This is a genomic window from Palleronia sp. THAF1 (genome assembly GCF_009363795.1).
Classification (GTDB): domain Bacteria; phylum Pseudomonadota; class Alphaproteobacteria; order Rhodobacterales; family Rhodobacteraceae; genus Palleronia.
On record NZ_CP045420.1, the window covers coordinates 3,228,731 to 3,249,532 of the forward strand.

Annotated in this window: 26 protein-coding genes; 6 read left to right on the plus strand and 20 right to left on the minus strand. The window is 62.3% G+C overall.

The features are described 5' to 3' along the window. Nucleotides 1-9 precede the first annotated feature (9 nt). From flgH to FIU81_RS16170, 8 genes are read right to left on the minus strand one after another with little or no spacing between them, the layout of a single operon-like run. The gene (flgH, locus tag FIU81_RS16135) at nt 10-741 is read right to left on the minus strand and encodes a flagellar basal body L-ring protein FlgH (RefSeq protein ID WP_124110076.1); all 732 of its coding nucleotides are present in this window, start codon (nt 739-741) and stop codon (nt 10-12) included. Further along, complete coding sequence (gene flgA / locus FIU81_RS16140; protein ID WP_124110075.1) at nt 741-1,166, minus strand: flagellar basal body P-ring formation chaperone FlgA; 426 nt, start codon at nt 1,164-1,166, stop codon at nt 741-743. Before flgA ends, flgH begins: the two co-directional genes overlap by 1 nt. Continuing rightward, nucleotides 1,163-1,948 (minus strand): flagellar basal-body rod protein FlgG, encoded by a 786-nt coding sequence (flgG, locus tag FIU81_RS16145; RefSeq protein ID WP_124110074.1) that lies wholly within the window; start codon nt 1,946-1,948, stop codon nt 1,163-1,165. Before flgG ends, flgA begins: the two co-directional genes overlap by 4 nt. A 9-nt stretch (nt 1,949-1,957) precedes the next feature. After that, nucleotides 1,958-2,680 carry a flagellar hook-basal body complex protein gene (locus FIU81_RS16150; protein ID WP_124110073.1) on the minus strand — a complete coding sequence of 241 codons (723 nt, stop codon included), beginning with the start codon at nt 2,678-2,680 and terminating at the stop codon, nt 1,958-1,960. 3 nt (nt 2,681-2,683) lie between these two features. Further along, on the minus strand, nt 2,684-2,953 hold the full coding sequence (locus FIU81_RS16155; RefSeq protein ID WP_124110072.1) for a flagellar biosynthetic protein FliQ: 270 nt from the start codon (nt 2,951-2,953) through the stop codon (nt 2,684-2,686). Next, nucleotides 2,953-3,231, minus strand: a complete 279-nt coding sequence (fliE, locus tag FIU81_RS16160; protein WP_124110071.1) for a flagellar hook-basal body complex protein FliE — start codon at nt 3,229-3,231, stop codon at nt 2,953-2,955. Before fliE ends, FIU81_RS16155 begins: the two co-directional genes overlap by 1 nt. 27 nt (nt 3,232-3,258) lie before the next feature. Further along, nucleotides 3,259-3,636, minus strand: coding sequence for a flagellar basal body rod protein FlgC (gene flgC, locus FIU81_RS16165; RefSeq protein WP_124110070.1), 378 nt, complete (start codon nt 3,634-3,636; stop codon nt 3,259-3,261). Nucleotides 3,637-3,645: 9 nt separating this feature from the next. Further along, complete coding sequence (locus FIU81_RS16170; protein ID WP_124110069.1) at nt 3,646-4,023, minus strand: FlgB family protein; 378 nt, start codon at nt 4,021-4,023, stop codon at nt 3,646-3,648. A gap of 87 nt (nt 4,024-4,110) precedes the next feature. Between FIU81_RS16170 and FIU81_RS16175 the strand changes: the two genes are divergently transcribed. After that, a complete protein-coding gene (locus FIU81_RS16175; protein WP_124110068.1) occupies nt 4,111-5,445 on the plus strand; it encodes a FliI/YscN family ATPase in 1,335 nt (444 codons plus the stop codon). A 108-nt stretch (nt 5,446-5,553) separates the two neighbouring features. Here FIU81_RS16175 and FIU81_RS16180 read toward each other — a convergent pair whose 3' ends face one another. The 10 genes from FIU81_RS16180 to FIU81_RS16225 all read right to left on the minus strand — a co-directional run bounded on the left by FIU81_RS16180 (nt 5,554) and on the right by FIU81_RS16225 (nt 13,088). Beyond that, nucleotides 5,554-6,351, minus strand: a complete 798-nt coding sequence (locus tag FIU81_RS16180; protein ID WP_124110067.1) for a DUF1217 domain-containing protein — start codon at nt 6,349-6,351, stop codon at nt 5,554-5,556. Beyond that, a complete protein-coding gene (gene flbT, locus FIU81_RS16185; RefSeq protein ID WP_124110066.1) occupies nt 6,348-6,752 on the minus strand; it encodes a flagellar biosynthesis repressor FlbT in 405 nt (134 codons plus the stop codon). The genes FIU81_RS16180 and flbT overlap by 4 nt, the downstream gene beginning before the upstream one ends. Continuing rightward, the gene (flaF, locus tag FIU81_RS16190; RefSeq protein WP_254695950.1) at nt 6,749-7,114 is read right to left on the minus strand and encodes a flagellar biosynthesis regulator FlaF; all 366 of its coding nucleotides are present in this window, start codon (nt 7,112-7,114) and stop codon (nt 6,749-6,751) included. The genes flbT and flaF overlap by 4 nt, the downstream gene beginning before the upstream one ends. A gap of 89 nt (nt 7,115-7,203) precedes the next feature. After that, nucleotides 7,204-8,031 carry a flagellin gene (locus FIU81_RS16195; protein WP_124110065.1) on the minus strand — a complete coding sequence of 276 codons (828 nt, stop codon included), beginning with the start codon at nt 8,029-8,031 and terminating at the stop codon, nt 7,204-7,206. Between the two features lie 207 nt (nt 8,032-8,238). Next, entirely contained in the window at nt 8,239-8,877 is a 639-nt protein-coding gene (locus FIU81_RS16200) for an ATP-binding cassette domain-containing protein (RefSeq protein WP_124110064.1), read from the minus strand. Next, a complete protein-coding gene (locus FIU81_RS16205; RefSeq protein WP_124110063.1) occupies nt 8,870-10,543 on the minus strand; it encodes an ABC transporter permease in 1,674 nt (557 codons plus the stop codon). The genes FIU81_RS16200 and FIU81_RS16205 overlap by 8 nt, the downstream gene beginning before the upstream one ends. Nucleotides 10,544-10,558: 15 nt before the next feature. After that, on the minus strand, nt 10,559-11,746 hold the full coding sequence (locus FIU81_RS16210; protein ID WP_124110062.1) for an ABC transporter substrate-binding protein: 1,188 nt from the start codon (nt 11,744-11,746) through the stop codon (nt 10,559-10,561). A 26-nt stretch (nt 11,747-11,772) separates the two neighbouring features. Beyond that, nucleotides 11,773-12,381 carry a CDP-alcohol phosphatidyltransferase family protein gene (locus FIU81_RS16215; protein ID WP_124110061.1) on the minus strand — a complete coding sequence of 203 codons (609 nt, stop codon included), beginning with the start codon at nt 12,379-12,381 and terminating at the stop codon, nt 11,773-11,775. 114 nt (nt 12,382-12,495) lie between these two features. Continuing rightward, nucleotides 12,496-12,777, minus strand: coding sequence for a hypothetical protein (locus FIU81_RS16220; protein ID WP_124110060.1), 282 nt, complete (start codon nt 12,775-12,777; stop codon nt 12,496-12,498). Between the two features lie 53 nt (nt 12,778-12,830). Next, nucleotides 12,831-13,088, minus strand: coding sequence for a rod-binding protein (locus tag FIU81_RS16225; RefSeq protein WP_124110059.1), 258 nt, complete (start codon nt 13,086-13,088; stop codon nt 12,831-12,833). A 22-nt stretch (nt 13,089-13,110) separates the two neighbouring features. Here FIU81_RS16225 and FIU81_RS16230 point away from each other — a divergent pair, with 22 nt between their 5' ends. Further along, complete coding sequence (locus FIU81_RS16230) at nt 13,111-15,057, plus strand: flagellar hook-length control protein FliK (protein WP_172971501.1); 1,947 nt, start codon at nt 13,111-13,113, stop codon at nt 15,055-15,057. Between the two features lie 9 nt (nt 15,058-15,066). After that, nucleotides 15,067-15,723 (plus strand): flagellar hook capping FlgD N-terminal domain-containing protein, encoded by a 657-nt coding sequence (locus FIU81_RS16235; RefSeq protein ID WP_124110057.1) that lies wholly within the window; start codon nt 15,067-15,069, stop codon nt 15,721-15,723. 79 nt (nt 15,724-15,802) lie between these two features. Here FIU81_RS16235 and ubiB read toward each other — a convergent pair whose 3' ends face one another. Together ubiB and ubiE are read right to left on the minus strand one after the other, a co-directional pair. Continuing rightward, nucleotides 15,803-17,332: a 2-polyprenylphenol 6-hydroxylase gene (gene ubiB, locus FIU81_RS16240; protein ID WP_124110056.1), complete on the minus strand. Its 1,530-nt coding sequence runs from the start codon at nt 17,330-17,332 to the stop codon at nt 15,803-15,805. Nucleotides 17,333-17,336: 4 nt separating this feature from the next. Next, on the minus strand, nt 17,337-18,089 hold the full coding sequence (ubiE, locus tag FIU81_RS16245) for a bifunctional demethylmenaquinone methyltransferase/2-methoxy-6-polyprenyl-1,4-benzoquinol methylase UbiE (protein ID WP_124110055.1): 753 nt from the start codon (nt 18,087-18,089) through the stop codon (nt 17,337-17,339). An 87-nt stretch (nt 18,090-18,176) separates the two neighbouring features. Between ubiE and mutM the strand changes: the two genes are divergently transcribed. From mutM to rpsT, 3 genes are all read left to right on the plus strand, one after another. Next, entirely contained in the window at nt 18,177-19,028 is an 852-nt protein-coding gene (mutM, locus tag FIU81_RS16250) for a bifunctional DNA-formamidopyrimidine glycosylase/DNA-(apurinic or apyrimidinic site) lyase (protein WP_124110054.1), read from the plus strand. A 64-nt stretch (nt 19,029-19,092) separates the two neighbouring features. After that, nucleotides 19,093-19,869, plus strand: coding sequence for an enoyl-CoA hydratase (locus FIU81_RS16255; protein WP_124110053.1), 777 nt, complete (start codon nt 19,093-19,095; stop codon nt 19,867-19,869). A gap of 155 nt (nt 19,870-20,024) precedes the next feature. Next, nucleotides 20,025-20,288: a 30S ribosomal protein S20 gene (gene rpsT, locus FIU81_RS16260; RefSeq protein WP_124110052.1), complete on the plus strand. Its 264-nt coding sequence runs from the start codon at nt 20,025-20,027 to the stop codon at nt 20,286-20,288. Nucleotides 20,289-20,802 lie beyond the last annotated feature (514 nt).

Consider the following 20,802-nt stretch of genomic DNA (forward strand, 5'->3'; position numbering starts at 1 on the left):
GCGTGCCTTTCAGAACGGCAGGATGATATCGGCGACCTGCTGACCGTAGCGTGGCTGCTGGACGTCGGTGATCTGGCCGCGTCCGCCGTAGGAAATACGGGCGGCGGCGATCTTGTCGTAAAGAACCTCATTCCGACGCGAGATGTCTTCGGGCCGGACGATGCCGGTTACGATCAGCTCACGCAGTTCGAAGTTCAGGCGTAGCTCTTGCCGCCCTTCGATCGCGAAGGCACCGTTCGGCAAGACTTCGGTGACGGTGGCAGCAACGCGCAGGGTCAGGCGTTCGTTGCGGGAGGTACTTCCGTCACCCGAAAAACCGGAACCAGACGAAAGTCCCACGGCGCTGTTCAAATTTGCCCCTTCCGGCAATTTTTCATTGATACGTTGTGGGATGCCGAAGAAATCGTTGATCGCCATATTGGAATTGGCACTCCGCGACCGATCAGAGGCGTTCGAGAATTCGGCGCGGTCATCGATCTCGACGATGACGGTAACGATGTCGCCTCGCGTTTCTGCCCGGCGGGTTCCCAGCAACGATCCCCGTCCGCCGGACCAAAGCGATGCGGCGTCGGTATTCCGTTCGGGCTCGTACGACACCGGCAGTCCAGGGCTTTGCATCGCCACGAGTTCGGGGCTTTGGGCGACTGGACTAAGGGCAGGCGGCCGTCCCACGTCATTGATCCGACCGCAGGCGGGAGCTGTTACGAAGGAGAGGATTGCAAGGCATAGGATGGGACGCATCAGCGGAATCCTTGTGAGACGGTGACGGTTCCGTCGGGCATGACGTCTCCGAAGACGGTTGCGCGAGAGGACAGGTTCATGACGCGCAGGCGGTCGCCAACACCGGCGCGATCCAGCGCGCGACCATCGGCGCGCATGCGCAAAGTGCCGGCGGCATACTCTATAACAACGATCTGATTGCGCTCGATCAACGCGGGCGGGCCGATGTCGCCCGTGCGCACCGGCCGTCCGGCGTAGAGCGTCACGCGCGCTTCCTGTCCGATTGCAGCTGACGGGTCGGACAGCAGACCGGGCGCGCCGCCGGGGGCGATTTTCAAGTCGCCGGGACCGATCAGGCTGCGCGCGCGGATCGTCGTGGTCGCGACTACCATGTCGGCCAGCGCCGGAGCTGCCGTCAGGATGAGAAGAAGGGCGATGCGGATCATCGGATCTGCGTCGTCGCGCCGAGCATCTGGTCGGCGGCGGTGATGACTTTTGAGTTCAGCTCGTAGCCCCGCTGCGCCTCGATCAGCTTGGTGATTTCTCGAACGGGATCGACGGAACTGTCTTCCAGATAGCCCTGCCGCAACGTGCCCAAGCCATCGGTGCCCGGCTGTCCGCCGACGGGTGCGCCGGATGCGGGGCTTTCGACGAAGAGGTTCGAGCCGATCGCTTCCAGCCCCTTCACGTTGGAAAAGCCGACGAGGTTCAACTGACCCAGGATTTGGGGTTCGACCTCGTTCGCGAAGTAGGCGTAGACCTCGCCGTCTGCGTTGATCGCGATGGCACGTGCGTCTTCGGGGATGGTGATGCCCGGTACGGCGGGATAGCCGTCCGATGTGACGATCTGGCCGTCCGCGGATCGTTTCAGAGCACCGTCACGAGTGTAGCCGGACTGGCTCGAGGGCAGCGTGACCTCCAGGTAACCGTTGCCTTCAATGGCAAGATCCAGATCGCCGCCGGTCTGGACCAAAGTGCCCTGCGCGACCTCCATCGTCACGGCGGCAGAGCGTGCGCCTAGGCCAAGTTGGATGCCTGTCGGCAGTTCGGTGCCGGTGGCGGACGAGATCGCGCCGGGGCGAGCGACCTGTTCGTAGTGCAGGTCGGCGAATTCTGCGCGGCGGGCGTTGTAGCCGGTGGTGCTCATGTTCGCGAGGTTGTGGGAAATGACTTCCACCCGCTGTTGCTGGGCGGCCATTCCGGTGGCGGCGATGGACAGGGCGCGCATTGATGTCTCCTATCGGCTTAGGGTGGAAAGGACGTTGCGGATGCGCTCGTCCTCTTTTTCGGAAAAGCTCTGGCCAAGCTCGTAGGCGCGCTGCACCTCGATCATGCGGCTGATCTCCAACAGGGGGTTCACGTTCGACGCTTCCAAATGGCCCTGCAGGATCGCTGCGCCTTCGTCGGGGGGGATCGGCTCTGCCGGAGCGGACAGGCGGAACAGAAGGCCCGATCCACGTGTCACGTCTTGCGGCGCGGCGGCGCGCCAAAGGCCGATCTGTACCAGAGGAACTCCGTCAGCTGAGATCGTGCCGTCACGCGCAACGGCGACGCCGCCCGCGTCAGGCGGGATGAAGATCGGCGCGCCGCCGGCATCCAGAACGCGGTTCCCCTCGTTCGTGACCAGCTCGCCGGCTGCGTTCGGCAGGAAGTGACCGGCGCGGGTCAACGCCTCTCCGTCCGGGGTCTCGACGAGGAAGAAGCCGTCGCCTTCGATCGCCATGTCGAAGGTGCCGCCAGTCCTTTCGACACCGCCCTGAAGGTTCGAGGTGTGGCGGACGTTTCCCTTCGCCATGGACAGGGAAGGGGCGTCATCGATAGCCCTGATATGCTCGGCGAAGATCACGCCTTCCTTGCGGTAGCCTTGCGTCGATGCGTTTGCGATATTGTTCGCGATCGTCTGCATCTCATGTCGCAGACCGGAAAGTCGGGTGAGGACGGTGTAGCCGGCGTTATCCATGGATCAGCCCCCCGAGATCAGCGGCACGATGGTCGCGTCGAAGTAGGTGGTAAGGGTGCGCGTCATGAATCCCATCGTCGCCCAGAACACGAGGCCGATGGCGACCAGCTTGGGCACGAAGGTCAGCGTCATTTCCTGCACCGAGGTCAGGGCCTGAAACAGACCGATCACAAGACCGGCGATCAACGCCACCGTCAGGATCGGCGCAGAGATCGTGACAGCGATCCACAATCCCTGCCGCAGCGTGTCGTAGTAGACGCCTTCATTCAGCATCAGACGGGCATCCGCAGGATTTCCTGATACGCCTCGACCACTTTGTTGCGCACAGTCACGGCGGTATCGACGGCGAATTTCGCTTCTCCCAGTGCCTGCACCAGCGCGTGCGGATCGGCGGCACCGGTCATAGCGGCGCGGGCTGTATCGTCGCCCTTTTGCAGCGTTTCGGCAAAGCTCTGAACAGCTTCCGTCGCGGCGGCAACGGCCGGATCGGGTGTCGTGGCCGGGCGAGCGGCGGCATAGCGCTGGGCGGCGAAGGCGGCGGCGATGTCCATTCTGGACCTCCTGTTCTGTCGTTTGGATTAGCGGCGCAGCAGCTCTAGAAGCCCCTGCGCCATCTGGCGGGATTGATCGAAGATCTTGAGGTTGGCCTCGTACGAGCGCTGCGCTTCACGGGCGTCGGCGACCTCTATGATGAGATCGACGGTCGAGCCGTCGTAGAAACCAGTGTCGTCGGCCATCGGGTGGCCGGGGTCGTAGACACGCGGCAATTCGCGACGGTCAAGTTGAACGCGGTCGGCTTGGACTGTTCCGTCGGCCATGTCGCGAAATGCGATCGTCTTGCGCCGATAGCCGGGGGTGTCGGCGTTTGCGATGTTTTCCGAGACGTGGCGTAGACGTTCGGACTGCACCTGCATCCCACTGGCGGAGGCCGCCATGCTGCCAAGTACATCGCTCATGGCTCTCCCTTACCTGTTCCGTCCGAGCGCGCTGCTCAGGATGTCGCGGGCGCTGGAATAGATCGAGAGGGCCATGTCGTGGCTTTGGCGCGCCTGCGCGGCGTGCATCATCTCCGTCTCCAGCGAGACGGTGTTGCCGTTAGGGGAGGCTTCCCCGTCTCGTAAGATCATCCGATGTTCAGTTGCACCGGGATGCGCGCCGATGTGGCCGGGTCGCGTGGCTTGCATCCGAACGGCGGGGTCCAGCTCTTGCGCGAAGTCGTTGATGTCGGTGGCGCGGTAGCCCGGCGTATCCGCATTGGCGACGTTGCGGGCGATATGCGACTGGCGCACGGCGGCGTGGGCCGCCATCCGATGCGCGATCTCTTTTATCCCCATATCTGCCATTTTCGACGTCTCCTTCGTCTGGGTTCAACGAAGGCTTAACGGTGATTCGTTTAGAAAGGGTTGAACTGAAGAAAATTGGACTCGGAAATGACACCAGCCGGTTACGATAATATTCGCGCTGCCCTGAACGGAGTAACGATCGAGCGTCCGTTGGGTCAGGTGTGCGGCATACTGGAAGGGACGATCGAAGTGTCGGGCCTGAACCGTCTCGTAGCGATCGGGGATCGTGTCCGGATCGGCGCGACTGGTCGAGAACTCATGGGCGAAATCGTAGGTGCCGAAGGCACCAAGATGCGCGTGCTGCCCGACGGTTCCGCAGGGGGCCTGCGCATCGGCGACGATGTGGCGGTTATGGGTGTAACGACCGTATCCCCCGATGACAGTTGGATCGGGCGTATCGTCGATCCTGCGGGTCGTCCTTTGGATGGGCGACCTTTGCTGCCCGGTCCGACCAATCGCAGTCTGGCCGCGCGCGCGCCTGCTGCTGCAGACCGGCGTACCATGGGCGCGCGAATCGAAACCGGGCTGCGCGCGTTCAACACGCTTCTACCCATCGTGCGCGGCCAACGGATCGGGCTTTTCGCCGGCTCGGGTGTTGGCAAGTCCAGCCTTTTGGCCGCCCTTGCACGCAGGTTGGACGCTGATGTGGTCGTCTTCGCGATGATCGGCGAACGAAGTCGTGAGATCCGCGATGCGGTCGAACGCGGGCTGGGGCCGGACGGCATGGCGCGCACCGTCATCATTGCGGCAACGGCAGATGCCCCCGCGACCGAGCGTGCGCGATGTTTACCTGCGGCGTTGTCTGTTGCGGAGCATCACCGCGATGCCGGCAAGCACGTGCTTCTCTTGGCCGACTCGATCACCCGCCATGCCGAGGCTCATCGGCAGGTAGCCGGGGCGCGGGGCGAGACACCTGTTTTTGGCGGCTACCCGGCTTCGATGCCCACAGATATAGCGGCACTGTGCGAACGGGCGGGACCGGGCGCCGAAGGGCAGGGCGATATTACGGCCGTCTTCACGGTTCTGGTGGCTGGGGGCGATCATGACGGACCGGTGGCCGATACCCTGCGCGGGATCCTTGATGGCCACATCGTTTTGGACCGCAGAATTGCCGAGCGTGGTCGCTTCCCGGCGGTGGACTTGTCGCGGTCCGTTTCACGATCTTTGCCAGAGGCTGCCAGTGACCACGAGAACACCCTGATTGCAGAAACGCGCCGCCTGATCGGAGCGTATGAACGGTCCGAGATGATGATTAAGGCCGGACTATATGCCGCTGGCAGTGATCGGACGCTTGATGCCGCAATAGAGTCCTGGGCGCGCATCGATACGTTCCTGAGCCAAAGCGAGGCCGGAACGATGCAGGACAGTTTCGTGGCCTTGGCACGCTGCCTGTCGCGTCGCGGTCAGGGGGGCGGAGAATGAAATAAATCGGTGAGGACACTGAGCAATCATTGGCGGATCGCCATCAGGCTTTGTGGAAGCGTATGGTCTCTGCACTTGCCTTGACGGGCGGCTCTAACAGGGTCGATTTCAGCCCGCCTGCAGCACGGTCAGCGCGATGCTGGCACCCGTTGTCCGTGAGACGTTGAAACCCTGAAGCTGACTGAGGGCCAAGAAGCGTGTTCGCAATTGGTCTTTGATGTCCGTCTTGTTCAGCTCTGCCAGTTCCGACGTGCCAAAGGCCGCTTCGGCGCGCGATTTGAACTCTGAGAGCTGGCGATCAATGTCCAGAGTCCCGAAACTTTCGGGCAGGTTCAGCGCCACTTCGAAGACTTTGCGCAAGGGGGGCGTTGCCATCACGGTGAACCACTTGGCATCGTTGCCCTGAGGACTTTTGGCAATGTCACCAAGGTCGCGACTTAGCCCTAGGGCGAGGCGCATATCTGTGTCGACCTCGCCCGCTGCGATCTCGAACTGGCGGTCGCGGTAGAGACCTGTGATCCGTTCGGCGAAGCCCGTATCTTGCGTGCGCGGGCCTCCGATATCCCCGAAACCGAAAGCACGGGACATGGCAAGGTAACGCTTGTCCGTGAAGCGGTTTACGAGAGAGCTTGGATCGCGGGAATTCGCGCCGAGTACTTGCTCGATCAAGTAGCGACTATCGACATCGCTATCGAGACCGAAGGCCCCCAAAGCGACTTCGCGCAGTGTGCGATCCGCGACTAGCTCCTCCGGAGAGCCGATTTGTGCGATCCGCTCTGCGAAATGATCGAGGCGCCGCTGGACCTGTGGCTGTGCCTCGAACGCGGCCTGCTGGGCAGGGCGCGTGCGTAGCAAGAACTGGTATCCACCAACGCCGGAGAACGGTATCGCAGGAACAAATGTCATACCGGTGACCGGCTGAGCAGCTCAGTTTCCACGTGCAGCAAGCTGCGCAGGGCCTTCAGGGTTTGGTAGGCTTGGCCATCGCTGGCGGCCCGCCGGGCGAGCGAGAGAGCCTCATGTTGTTGGGGTTCGGTAAAGATCTGCGAGATGGCATTGATGCCTGAGACAAGATCTGGAGCAACATCCTCGATGCGTCGGTCGCCCGACAGCACGAGCTGAGCCAGATAACAAAGGCGGCGCACCGGCGTCGTTGCCTCATTCGGATGAATGGCGTCGCGCAGCCGCAAGATGTGGGCCCCCGGCGTCAGGATGTTCAGGCGACCACGCCGCTGACCGTTCTCGATCACCGCGCCGTTGATCAGCAGCCGTTCCGACGGTGCAAGTTTGAGGACCAGACCACTCATGCGGCACGCGCCGATGTCTGACGAAGTCCCGACATGATCGTCGTGTTGACGTCTATTAACGCCTCTGTGCCGATTTCGCCGCGCAGAACACGCGAACTGTGATGAGTCACGAATTCGGACAGGTAGAAGATTCTCGCACGCAATTCTTTGGGGAGGCCATTTTGAGGATCTGCGACTTCGGTGGCGAGAATTGTCCAGAGCGCGCGATTGTCCGCAATGGCATGCGCCTTTTCGGAGGCGGATTCGGCTTTGCGGAGCGCGGTGGTGGCCTTGGCGAAAACATCGTACTCGATGGAACGAGGTGTCCGGATGGAACTGTTGGTCGCAGCGTATCCTGCATGGGCCATAAGAGATGCGTTCACGGCGTGTCCTTTTTTAGACGTGTGCGGTTACACCGCTGACAGTAAAATCAAACTGGCCGGGGAGTGCGAAGCTCCCCGGCCAGTCACGATCAGCGGAACAGGGACAGTAGCTGCTGCGGTGCCTGATTGGCGATGGACAGCGCCTGGGTTCCCAGCTGCTGCTGCACCTGAAGCGCCTGCAGGCGGGCCGACGCCTCTTCCATGTTGGCGTCCACCAACGAGCCAATGCCGGACTTGATCGAGTCGGTCAGCTTGCCGACAAATTCGCCCTGATCGGAGATCCGTTTGCCCGATGCGCCCAGGGCAGCCGCACCATCAACAGCCGTCTGGATCAACGTTTCCATCGCGGTGATCGACGTTTCGGCCGCAGCCGCAGAACTGACATCTATGGTGGTCAGGTCGAGGTTCGCCTCGAAGTCGACCGATGCGACGTCGATATTGGATGCCGTGACTGTACCCCCCGCATCGCGGTCAATCGACGACAGGACCGAAATGCCAGCGTTACCCGCAGTGTTCAGCAGGTTCGCGCCGTTGAATTGCGACGCGCCGATCACCGAGGTGATCTGTGCCTTCAGTTCGTTCACATCGGCGGTCAGCTTGACATTGTCGACGTTCTCACCGGTTGCGGCGACGACCTTTTCCTTCATCTCGTTCAAGAGATTGGTGACTTGTTCCGCTCCGGCACTGGCAACCGAGACGGTCGATTCGCCCAGCGACAGGCTTTTCGAGATTGCCGTGAAGCCGCTGACATCAGATTCCATCACCTTGGAGATGGCCCAGATGGCCGAGTTGTCTTTGGCTTGACCGACTTCTTTGCCGGTGGAAATCTGGCTTTGAACTTCGCCAAGGTTCTTGTTGATACCTTTTAGCGTTTGAAGGGCCACCATCGCGGAGTTGTTGGTCAGAATGCTGGACATGTGTGTTTCCTTATTTTCCGAGCGCGCCTTATGCGTCGCGGATATGCCCTGATCGGGCGGTCGTTTGGCCATTCTGACCTGCAGCCCCGGTGTGGCGGGGCGTTCTGCGTTCGCTTCCGAACACGGGTGACCATGGGGGGAAATGTCTAACAAGTGATGACCGGGGCTGGGAAAACTCGGTCAATTCGGGGGCAAATCGCTCAAGTTTTAGGTGATTGCGCCCAGACGTATGATCTGACCGCCAGCCGCGTCTGCGTCCTCGCCGTCGTGCGTGACCAGCACGACGGGCAAACCGCGTGCGGTCGCCGTCTGGAATACCATCTGCCGGGTTTGCTCTCGGCGATCTGCGTCGAGCCGAGAGAACGGCTCGTCCAGCAAAAGCGCTTCCGGTCCCGCAAGGATCGTCCGCATAAGCGCGATCCGGGCGCGTTGACCACCGGAGAGAGTCGCCGGGTCACGCGGCCCGAAATCGGCAAGGCCGACTTCATCGAGTGCCTGCTCTACAAACTCTTGGCGCTGCGCCTTGGGGCCGGGGGGCAGTCCGAACGCCAGATTGCCGGCGACGGACAGGTGCGGGAACAGAAGGTCGTCCTGGAACAGGATGCCGATGCGTCGTCGATGAGTGGGCAGGTCTGTCACGTCGCGCCCGTTCAACACGATCCGGCCCTGCGCCGCGAATGTGCGATCCAACGTCCCGGTCAGGAAGGCCAGAAGCGTGGACTTGCCGCTGCCGGATGGACCCATGACGGTCAGCACCTTACCTTTCGCGACCTGTGCATCGATGGCGAACAGCGCCGTGCCGTTCAATGATATGGATACGTTCGAGAGGTTCAGACCGTCAGACATGAAGCCCTCGTCGATTGCGGAACAGGACAGCGGGAAGCACAAGCGCCAGCGCGAAAGGCAGAAGCGCGGCGCCGGTCTGTGCAAGGGCGAAGGCCCCGATGGCGCGGCGGTCGCCGCCGGATGACAGGGCGACGGCCTCGGTCGTCAGGGTCGCGACGCGCCCCCCGCCGATCAGAAGGGTCGGAAGGTATTGCCCAACGCTGACGGCGATACCGATGGCCATTGCGGTCAGGACGGGACGCAGGAGCATCGGAAGACGAATGCGCCAAAGGATGTTGGTGTGGGTCGCCCCAAGCGCGGCGGCGACGGTGGCCTGCCTTGTATCCCACGCGCGCCATGGGTCGCCCAGCGACAGGAACACGTAGGGTAGAACGAAGACCAGATGCGCTGCGATCACGGGCGCGCGGCCCGTGTCGGCTCCGACCGATAGCAGAAGTGTCTGTAGTCCCGGAAGGAAGGCGATTTGTGGTACGAGCAGGGGCAAATATAGCGCCCACGTCGCACGCCGTGTCATGCGACCGCCGTGTCGGTGTTCGGCCTCCAAGCAACCGATGGTCAGGATCAAGGCCAGTGCGGTCGCGATTCCCGCCACGAGGAAGGTGTCGGTGGCGGTGTCCGCAAGGGCGTCCGCATGGCGCATCCACGTACGCGCGGTCAGCCCGGCGGGCAATGGGTCCGGGTAGGCCCATTGCGCGGCCACAGACCAGAGGGCTAGCAGTGCGAGGCCCAGCAAGGTCGTTATCGCCGTGACCGCCGCCAGCGGCAGACCAACGGCGCGGATCACGGCGTCACGGGCGTGGCGGTGTCCCGAGCGGGCCCAGATGCAGCCCAAGCGTGCGACGGCCCATTCGCCCGTGCGCCACAGCGCCAGAACAGCCAGAACCAAAGCCAGTTGCCAAAGTGCTCCGGCGGCTGCTGTCATCCGGTTTTGAAGGTCAGGCGCGCCCATCCATTCGACGATCTGCACAGACAGGGTCGGCGGAGTTGTTGGCCCCAGTATGAGCGCCACGTCCACGACCGACATGGAAAAGGCGAGGACGACGTAGATGGGCAGGCGGATCTGGGCGTAGATCGCCGGGAAGACGCTCTTTAGCCATCCAGCGATGCGCCCGTAGCCAAGGCTGCGCGCCACGGCGAGCGTGCGGGCGGCCTGCACTTGCGGCAGCGCGGCGAGGGTCATCAGCAAGAGAAACGGCACCTCTTTCGCGACCAGCCCGGCGGTCAGCGAAAGGCCCCATGGGTCGCCCACGACCAGCACGTCGGGGGGGCGGTCAAAGCCCGCGACTGGCGCGGCAAGGCGCATGATCCAGCCTGATGGCGCGATCAGGAACGCCAAGCCGAAGGCGGCGGCGGCATGGGGGACGGACAGTAGCGGCGACAGCGCGCGTTCCAGCCATTTGAAGGGCCGGGTGCCGGACCAACCGGCGACGATCAGTGTGACGATGGCGAGCGACAGCATCGTCGCCAGAAGGCCAGAGGTGATCGACAGCCGAGAGGCGTCCGCCAAACCGCGCCATGCGAACAGGGCTTGGAACGCGACAAGCGACGGACCGTGAAAGCCCGCCGCCGGAAGATGGCCGAAAGCGGGAAGCAGCGCGCCGTATAGCCCGGCGATGACCGGTCCCAGCATCGCCAACAACGTCAGCGCGGGCACGAATCGCAACATGCCCGCGCGGCCCCGTTATTCGCTGCCGTAGCGGTCGATCCACTCGGCCTCGACGGCAGTGGACCAGCTGGCGTGCGGCTCGGGCAGGGCCTCACCCAGATCTGCCGGGCCAAGCGTTGCGATGCCAAGGTCCAGATCGGCGAAGGCCTGCGCCTGTTCTTCGGTCAGCGCGGCGGTGTCCAGAACCGTGCCATAGCCCAGAACGTCAGGGTCCTGCGCACGCAATTGCGCTTCGGGAGACAGCAGCATGTTGGCGACCACCATCGCTCCGGCCTTCGCGCCCGAATTGTAGGGAATGGCAACGAAGCTGGCGTTGCCGATGGTGCCGCCGTCCGGGACGAAGGTGCGCACCGTGTCGGGCAGCTGGAAGTTTGCGATGGCGGTCGACGCCTCCGATGGCGAAAGAGACGGCGCGATGTCGATCTCGTCATCCGTGATCAGTTGGAACTGTGCCGGGCCAGAGGCCGGGTAGCTTTCGCCCTGGCGCCATAGGTTCGGCTTCAGCGCGTCCAGGTAGTCCCATAAGGGTTGGGTGATCGCATCGAAATCTTGCCCATCCACAGGGCTTTGAAGCACGCCTGGGTCTTCAACCAACGTTACAAGCGCCTGTTTCAGAAATGTCGTCCCCAAGAAGTCGGGCGGCTGGGGATAGGTGAAGCGGCCCGGATTGGCGGCCGTCCAGTCAGCAAGCGCTTGCATCGAAGACTGCGGCTGTGCGTCTTCGCTGTCGTACATGAAGACGAACTGGGCTTTGGCCCAAGGGCTTTCCATACCATCGACCGCAGTGCCGAAGTCGTTGGTGATGACCCCTTCCTCGGCGACCAGATCGTAGTTCGGAAGCTGGGTCGCCCACGGTCCGAACAGCAGATCGGCCTCTTTCATATTCGCGAAATTGGCGCCGTTGATCCATATCAGGTCCACGGCACTGTCATCGTCGTTGCCCGCCTGCCGCTCGCTGAGAACGCGGGTCACGGCGTCGGCGGTATCAGTCAGCTTGACGTGTTCCAGCGTGACGCCGTGTGCGTCCAGCACCTGCTCGCCGATCCAAGCGATGAAATCATTCGTCGCGGTCGATCCGCCCCATGCATGCCAATAAACGGTCTGCCCTTCGGCCTCTTGCGTGACGGCAGACCATTCAGCGGGATCGGGATTGGCAAGCGCCGTTGAGGGCAAAAAGGCGGCTGCGAGGAGAAGACGGTGCATGGCAATCCTGTTCGTTGTGACGGCGTTCATTTGGGAAACACGCGGCGGGCGGCGAAAAGTCTCAAGCTGGCTGTGGCAAAGCACAACGCTCCGAAGATGTAGGCGAGAGGTGCGAAGAAAACAGGCAAGAGGCAGATCAGGACGAAGAAGCCGATCGTTTCGGTGCCTTCAAGCAGGCCGTTGGAATAATACAAGGATTTCTGGCCCTGCGCGTCCGTCCGCATCTCATGCTTTTCCGCCAGCAGCGCGAAGCCGAGAAAGCTGGCGCCATTGAAGTAGAAGCTGGTCAGAAGGAATGCAGCGGCCAGCCCATTCGCGGCCGGATCGAGCGCTGCGAAACCAAGCGGCACCGCGCCGTAGAACAAAAAATCAGCGGTGATATCGAGGTATCCGCCGTAATCAGTCTTGCGAGAGGCCCGTGCGACCGCGCCATCCAAGCCGTCCGCAATGCGCGACAGAAGAATCAGGATCAGCCCCGTCAATATCGCGCCCATCGCGATCGTCCCTGCGGCAGCCAGGCCAATCGCCAAACCCGTCAGGGTGACTGCATCTGCGGTGACGCCGCGCGCCGCCAAGTGCCGCCCAAGGCGGTTCAGCGGCGGGTCAATCAGTTTGCGGGCGGCGGCGTCGAGCACGGTTGGTCCTTGATCAAGGCGTGCTGGATCGTGGCTGAAAGACGTATGCCGTGCAATCTGACTTGTCGGAGTTGTGAGCGACCGCAACACGCCACGCCGCAGGACGATTTGCGATCAGGCCCGACGCTCTAATCCAACTCGGTCGACCGGAATTTCCGTCCGGCTTCCGTCCGCGGAATAGGTACGTGTCGCAACACCCGACAGGATCGCGCGCACCCGCTCTCGTGCAGAGTCCAGCCCGTCTTGCGCAGCCTTCAGAAGCGCACCGTTCCGCTCGGCCTTTTTGCGCATGGCGTCAAGCGTGCTGCGTTCCGGCGCCGCAGAGATCGCAATACGCTCTGCCAGTTCTGCCTTGCGACTCGCAAGGCCCAGCGCACCGTGAAGATCTCCACTCATAAGGCATGCACGCTCGCGATCCAGAAGGACGCACAGGGCGGTCAGATCGCGGCTCATGGTGCAACCGACATGGATCGGACGAGGTGTTCGGCCAGGCCGATACCGCCGCCTTCGACCATCATCCGCGCCTGTTCCTGTCGCATGAGCGATGCAAACTGATCCTCACCCGCGCCACCTGCGAATGCGCCTTCCATCGCACCCAGACCAGCGCTTTTCATCATCTCGGACAGGAACGCCGCTTCAAGGTTCTCGGCTGCGGCGCGAATGGCGGTCTGCCGGGGCTGCGGCGGGGGCGTCGATGTTATCTCCATCGGGAACTCCTTTTTCTCTGATGTGACAGTTATCGGTGCTGCCGGTAAAGAAATGGTAAGTTTTGTAGGGAATAGTCGCGACATCACAAAAGGATTCGCGATGCCGACCCTTGGTTCCATTCTCGCGCACACCCAGCCGGACTATCGAACCGGGGTGCCTAAACCCGCGCCCACCGGCCTTGGGGTCTTCGGTCGTGTTCTGGATGATCTTACCGCCTCCGTTGGGCCGGACAGCGTCGAGAAAGTGAAGACGCGTGCCGCGGATGAGGTCTACTTCACAAGCGAAGATACGGACGAAGCTTCTACGGACGCAACGGATGCAAGCCGTCACGAGACAGCTTTAGAGGTCGTGGATATGGATGCGGACGAAAGCCTGCCAAGGGTACAGAGTGCGGAGCCCGCGCAGCCTGACCTCATCGAGACGTTAGCGCCGTTAATAGCACCGGCTCTGTCGACTTACGCGGGACAAGCGACGCGCACTGTAGCACCTGAAACAGGCGGGGCTGCCGGGGTAGAGGCAACCCAGGCGGGCCGCTGCGAATATCCCGATCCGTCGGCGACCGTTGTTCAGGTGCGGCTGGCGAATCCGGCGGCGATTGCACCGACCGAACATGTGAATGCTGCCGCGACGGATCCGGCCAGCACTGTATGGCCCGATAACGGGTTCAGAGTGCTCCAAGCACCAATTGAAAGAATGCACGTTGGAACACCTATGAGGTTGCCCGATGGGCCGCCCAGCGCCGAAACTCAATCTAAGAGCAAGGTGGTCGAATCGTTAGCCGAGTTGCCTTCAAAGAGCGTTCCGGCACCTGCGGGTAAATTTGACACGGAGGTGTCAGCGCCTCTTGGTTCGATCGGTGAGCCGTTCAAGCTGACACCCGCCGAATGGCGGACATTTGTCCAACAGCCACTTTCGGTTCGGAAATCGACGCACTTGGACGAGATCACACTCCAACGCCTGAGCGGTGACCCCAAGCCTATCTTATCCGCCCCAACCTTGCCGGTCTCACAACTGAGCGGGAGCGTCCCCGCCGTTGTTACGTCGCCGCCCATATCCGAAGCGCAGACTTTCGTGACGGCCAGCAATCCTTTGCCAAACCTTGGCTTTGCGACACAGACCAGCACTCTTGGCCTCGTCGCAGCTTCTAGCGATTCGCAGCCGGACATGCAGGACGGTCCATCGGTCAGGGTGTCAGGACGTCTTAAGGGATCGGACGGCCTGATCGACACCTTCTCCAGGCTGATTATGCCGAATGTCGGGCCGTCCGCCTCTGCGGCAGAGGCTCCGACTCGGGTTTTACGGGACAAAAGCGCTGGCGATCGACTAGCCGCGATGCCGACACCAATCGAAGCCAGGGCCAGCACCACTCGGACAGTATTGACAGCGACTGAGCAGATGCCTGCGCCCGCCGTCTCAAGTGCCGTGTCTTTGGCAAGCGCAGAGGTCATTGAGTCGATGTCCGGTTTGGCTTCAACAGACGAAGTGATGACGGATCGGTTGCCGATGGAAGCCACGGTCGCTTCATTGAACAGGTCCGTGTTGATCGCACCGACGTCTTCCACAAGTTCTTTGACACAACCCGCCGTGCAATCGGTCGCGGAAGCTGCCGTACAACTCAAGAATGGCCAGACCGAAATCGCGCTTTCTCCGGAAGAACTGGGGCGTGTCTCTATCCGCATGACGCAAACCGATGGCGGGTTGGTCGTTCTACTGACGGTCGAGCGTGATGATACTCAGGCGCTACTACGTAGGCATGCGTCTGATCTAGCTGACTCACTGCGCGCTGCGGGGCTGGGGGAGGCGCAGATTGATTTCGCCGATCGGGATGATCGCAAGGGCGAGCCTACTATGCGGCCAAGCGAAACAAGCGCCGATTTCGACCCTGCCGAACAGGACTCGACGACATCGCCCCAAAGCCGACCGGCCTCACCCGGCGGCATTGCCGACCGCATCGACATTCGGATGTAAGGAAAACCGATGGATATTTCTTCGCTGGCCGCTACCCAAAACGCGGCTCCCACGGTCTCTGCCAGTCAGCCCGCGATCTCGTCTGACTTTCAGACCTTCCTGACGTTGTTAACGGCGCAGATCAGCAACCAGGATCCGCTCGATCCGATGAAGGCCGAAGAGTTTTCGGTGCAGCTTGCGACGTTTTCGGGCGTCGAACAGCAGGTGCAGACCAATGATCTGCTGAAGGCGCTCCTGAACGGCTCGGCCGGAGAGGACTTTACCGCAATGACCGGCTGGATCGGACGCGAGGTGCGTGCCGTCATGCCGATGAGTTATGATGGTGCGCCGATCTCGCTTGATCCCGGTCGTTCCGTGGCGGGCGATACGCATTACATCGTTGCCCGCGATGCCGCCGGCATAGAAATCATGCGACAGCAAGCCAGCGCTGCCGGAACTCCGATCGAGTGGGATGGTATCGGGCCCGATGGCGTCGCAGTTCCGCATGGCACCTACACCTTCACATTGGAAAGCTACGCGGACGATACGCTGGTGGCCGAGTCCGCCGTTGCAGGATACGCGCGCGTGACGGAAATACGATTTGGGTCTTCTGGCCCAGTGTTGGCGCTTGAAGGTGGTGTCGAGATCGCTTCTTCCAGCGTTTCCGCGGTCAGGGAAGCTTCGTAAAGTCAGTGGTAACGGGCGGGTGATCGGCTTGCCGTGTCGGAGGTTCGATTTGGTCAGGCCCATGTGAACGATCAGAACGTCACAGGCCCACCGCAACGACCGCGACCGCAGAGGCCGCTGCCGCACCAAGAACGGCGGCCAGCGCAAGGCCTTTCCAGTCGCGCTTTGGCTCTGGGTTCGATGGAGTCCCCTGCCGGATCAAGGCCGCCTCCGCCAGTTGCGGCAAGCGAGGGCCAAACCGCGCCAGCACCCTTGCGGTTTGCGCCAGATCCCGAGCGAAGGCCTTCGGTCCAAGATTGTCGCGGATATAATCTTCGACGATGGGGCGCGAGACTTCCCAGATGTTGATCTGCGGATACAGCGATCGCGACACGCCTTCGACGACCACCATCGTGCGCTGCAGAAGGATCAGTTCAGTGCGCGTTTCCATGCCGAAGCGTTCCGTCACTTCGAACAGGTAGCTCAGCAAGCGCCCCATCGAGATCCGCGTGGCGTCCATGCCGAAGATTGGCTCACCAACGGCGCGCAGGGCGCGGGCGAACTCATCAACATCGCGGTCCGGCGGAACGTAACCAGCCTCGAAATGGACCTCGGCGACGCGGCGGTAGTCCTTGCGGATGAAGCCGAACAGGATTTCCGCGTAGACGCGCCGGGTATAGGCATCCAGCCGCCCCATGATCCCGAAATCCAGCGCGATGATATCGCCATTGCGGGCGATCTTCAGGTTTCCCTGGTGCATGTCAGCGTGGAAGAACCCGTCCCGCAACGCGTGGCTTAAGAACAGCCGCAGCACGCGTTCGCCCAGTGCTTTGCGGTCGTGGCCTGCGGCGATGATGCCTTCGATGTCGTTCGCGCCCAAACCATCGGCCCAGTCCAGCGTCATCACACGGCGGGACGACAGGAACCAATGAACTTGCGGCAGGCGGAAACCCTCGTCCGCTTCGGTGTTCGCGGCGAATTCGGCGGCGGCAGAGGTTTCAAGCCGCAGGTCCAGCTCACCTTGAACGACGCCGTCGAAGTGGCGGATCACGTCCATCGGCTTCAGGCGACGCGCTGATGGGGCCAGCAGGTCGACGATCCGGGCGGCGAAATAGAAGGCATCCACATCACGCCGGAACGCACGTTCGATGCCGGGACGCAGGACCTTGATCGCAACATCTTGGCCCGTCTCGCGCAGGGTCGCGTGGTGGACCTGCGCGATCGACGCGGCGGCGATGGGTTCGGAAAAGTCCGCGAAGATCGTATCGGGATCGACTTCGAGTTCAGAGGCGATAGTGGCCAGCGCGACGTCGCGCGGGAAGGGTGGCAGGCGGTCCTGCAACATGCGCAACTGCAACGCCACCTCGTCGCCGACGACATCGGGGCGGGTAGACAGGACCTGCCCGAACTTGATGTAGGCGGGGCCCAGCGCAGTGATCGCGCGGGTCGCGGGCGGCAGGTTCGGATCGCCCTTGTAGCCCAGCCATTTGAACGGCCAGCCAAGGGTGCGCGCGGCGAGTCGTAAGGAACGCGGCGCGCCGAACGCGTCCAGCAGGACCGTCATCGCTCCGGTCCGCTCCAGCGTGGCGCCGGTGCGGATCAGCCGCCAGATGTTGTGGGGGCCACGCACGCGGCTACAGCTTCCAGCCGGAATGCAGGGCGGCGATGCCCAGCGACAGGTTGCGGTACTTCACCTGCTCGAAGCCCGCCTGCTGGATCATGTCGGCGAAGGTGTCCTGATCCGGAAAGCGGCGGATCGATTCCACGAGATACTGGTAACTGTCGCGATCGTTCGCGATCATCTGCCCCATGCGCGGGATGACGTTGAACGAATAGGCGTCATAGGCGCGTTGCAGCATGTCGTTGGGGATCTGGCTGAACTCCAGCACCATCAGGCGGCCGCCGGGTTTGAGGACGCGGAACGCTTCCGACAGCGCATCTCGGATCCGGGTCACGTTCCGGATACCGAATGAGATCGTGTAAACATCGAACTGCGCGTCATCGAACGGCAGCGCCATCGCATCGCCGACGACCCAATCGAGACGGGCGGCCATGCTCTCGGCCTCGGCGCGTTGGCGCCCTTCGATCAGCATCGGCTCTGTCAGGTCCAGCACCGTGGCGCTGGTGCCCTTCGCGCGCTTGAGGAAACGGAAGGCGATATCACCGGTGCCACCCGCCACGTCGAGCAGGCGTTGACCGGCGCGCGGGGCGAGCCAATCCATCATCCCGTCCTTCCACAGACGGTGGATGCCCATGCTCATCACATCGTTCATTACGTCATAACGCGACGCAACGGAACTGAAGACGCCGTGAACGCGGCCCGCCTTCTCATCCTCGGGAACGGTCTGGTAGCCGAAGTGGGTCGTCTTTGCGTCGTCTTGGGGCATGAGCTCTTGCGGTCCTTGGCGGGTCGGCTTTCTTATAAGTGGCTGCGCGGGGCTTACAATGCGACCCTATTCCGCGATGGAGGCCCGATGCCCGAATTGCCAGAGGTGGAAACCGTGCGGCGCGGACTTGTTCCCGCGATGGAAGGTCGCGTGATCGAGCGTGCAGAGGTGCGCCGACCCGATCTACGCTGGCCGTTCCCGGACTGCATGGCCGAACGGCTGGGCGGCGCGCGGATCGATGCGCTGGGACGGCGGTCGAAATATCTGCTGCTGCATCTGGATACCGACGAGACGCTGATCGTGCATCTGGGCATGTCGGGCCGGATGCAGGTGGATGAAGCGCCGACCGCCGGATTCGTGCAAGACACCGGCGGCGCGGCGAAGCATGACCACGTGGTTTTTCACATGGCAGGCGGCGCGCGTGTGACGTTCAACGACCCGCGGCGATTCGGGGCCATGGATCTGGCGGCGACGGACCGGCTGGACGACCATTGGCTGCTGGCGAAGATCGGGCCAGAGCCTTTGGGCAACAGCTTCGACGAACGCCACTTGATCGAGGCCTTCGCGGGCCGCAACACGCCGGTGAAATCGGCTTTGTTGGACCAGGGAATCGTCGCCGGTCTGGGCAATATCTATGTGTGCGAAGCGCTACACCGGGCGGGTATCTCTCCTCGGCGCAAGGCGGGGCGGATCGCCGCGCCCCGCGTGGCCGCCCTTGTGCCGGTGATCCGCGAGACGTTGCGCGACGCGATCGAGGCGGGCGGATCGAGCTTGCGTGACTACCGCCAAGCCGATGGTGCGATGGGATATTTTCAGCATACCTTCCGGGTTTATGGACGCGAAGGTGACGCTTGCGTCACCGATGGCTGCGGCGGCACGGTGCGGCGAATCGTCCAGTCGGGACGATCAACTTTCTACTGTGCGCAATGCCAAAGATAGCTTGATCGGCGGCGCGCGGTTGGTAAGGCTCGGTCTCTGACGTAAACTGCAAAGCAGGAATTCCATGGCCTTCAAGACCATCGTCGTCGAGATCGAGGACCACGTTGCGCTGATCCGGCTGAACCGGCCGGACGCGATGAACGCGCTGAATGCGACCCTGATGGGCGAGTTGGCGCAGGCGATCGCCGAAGCAGACGGCAATGAAAAGGTGCGCTGCATCGTTCTGACCGGCTCGGAAAAGGCATTCGCCGCCGGAGCAGATATCAAGGAAATGGCGGATCGCAGCTTCGTCGATGTATTCGGCGCGGACATGTTCGGCCGCGATCCGGGCGTTATCGCACGCTGTCGCAAGCCGATCATCGCTGCCGTGTCCGGCTATGCGCTGGGCGGCGGGTGCGAGCTTGCGATGCTGTGCGACTTTATCATCGCCAGCGACACCGCCAAGTTCGGCCAGCCAGAGATCAATCTGGGCGTTATCGCCGGGATTGGTGGCACCCAGCGACTGACCCGTTACGTGGGCAAGTCGAAGGCAATGGAGATGAACCTTACGGGTCGCTTCATGGACGCAGAAGAGGCCGAGCGCGCGGGACTCGTCAGCCGGGTCGTGCCGTCGAAGAAGCTGATGGAAGAGGCGATGACGGCGGCCCAGAAGATCGCCGAAAAGAGCCAGATCGCGACGATGGCCGCCAAGGAGGCGGTGAACCGGTCGTATGAGACGACGCTGGCCGAAGGCCTGATGTTCGAGCGTCGGCTGTTCCATTCGATGTTCGCGACCGAGGATCAGAACGAGGGCATGAACGCGTTCCTTGAAAAGCGCGAGCCGCAGTTCCGCGACAAGTAGGCCGCGCGCCTTTACAAAGCGGCGCGCCTGGTTCATAGGGCGCGCTGAAATGCGTGCGAGACCCGCCAAGGTCGGATCGTCCGGTACTGAACCCGGACTCTCGGGGTTCCCGCGCGCGCCGCTATTGACGCAACGGACAGAGAGAAGATCACAGCATGGCCAATACCCCCCAGTCCAAGAAGCGCGCTCGCCAGAACGAGCGTCGCTACCAAATCAACAAAGCCCGCCGCTCGCGCATCCGCACCTACCTGCGCCGCGTCGAAGAGGCCATCGAATCGGGCGACCAGTCCGCTGCGAAAGAAGCCCTGCAGGCCGCTCAGCCCGAGCTGATGCGCGGTGTGACCAAGGGTCTGATGCACAAGAACACGGCGTCGCGGAAGATGTCCCGCCTGTCGAATCGCGTGAAGTCGCTGAGCTGATCCGGCTGACTTCCGGTTCCCGACAGCCGCGAAAAAAAACTGTTACAATCGAGAAAAGGGCAGGCTTCGGCGCTGCCCTTTTTGTTTTCAGGGACTTCCGCTGTGCGGCCCGGACACACCTCTGGGATTCGCTCGGTCGGTAATTCTGTCAACAGATTTGTGTACCTTGCGACGGGGTCGCGGGGGTCGCTATGAATAGAGAGCGATTCACGGTCGGGGGGATAGAAGAGCCGAAACGAAGCGAGGCAACGAACGACAAAAGCCTCTTGAAAGACTTCGTAAGGACGCGACGAGCCGGATGAAGATCCGGCGCAGCGGTGCTCTTTTTTGTCCAATATTTTACCAGTTTCGACCTGCCGGGCTGCCACCCGGTCTGTGCGAAGCTTTTGTGTTCTCGGATGCTGGCACCCCTTTGGGGGATGTCGGAGATATGTCCGAACGCCCCGCGTTGTGATCGTTTAGTTTGGCATCCTTGAGGGGGGATGTCGTCGAAGCAGTGCAACGGTGGGATGAC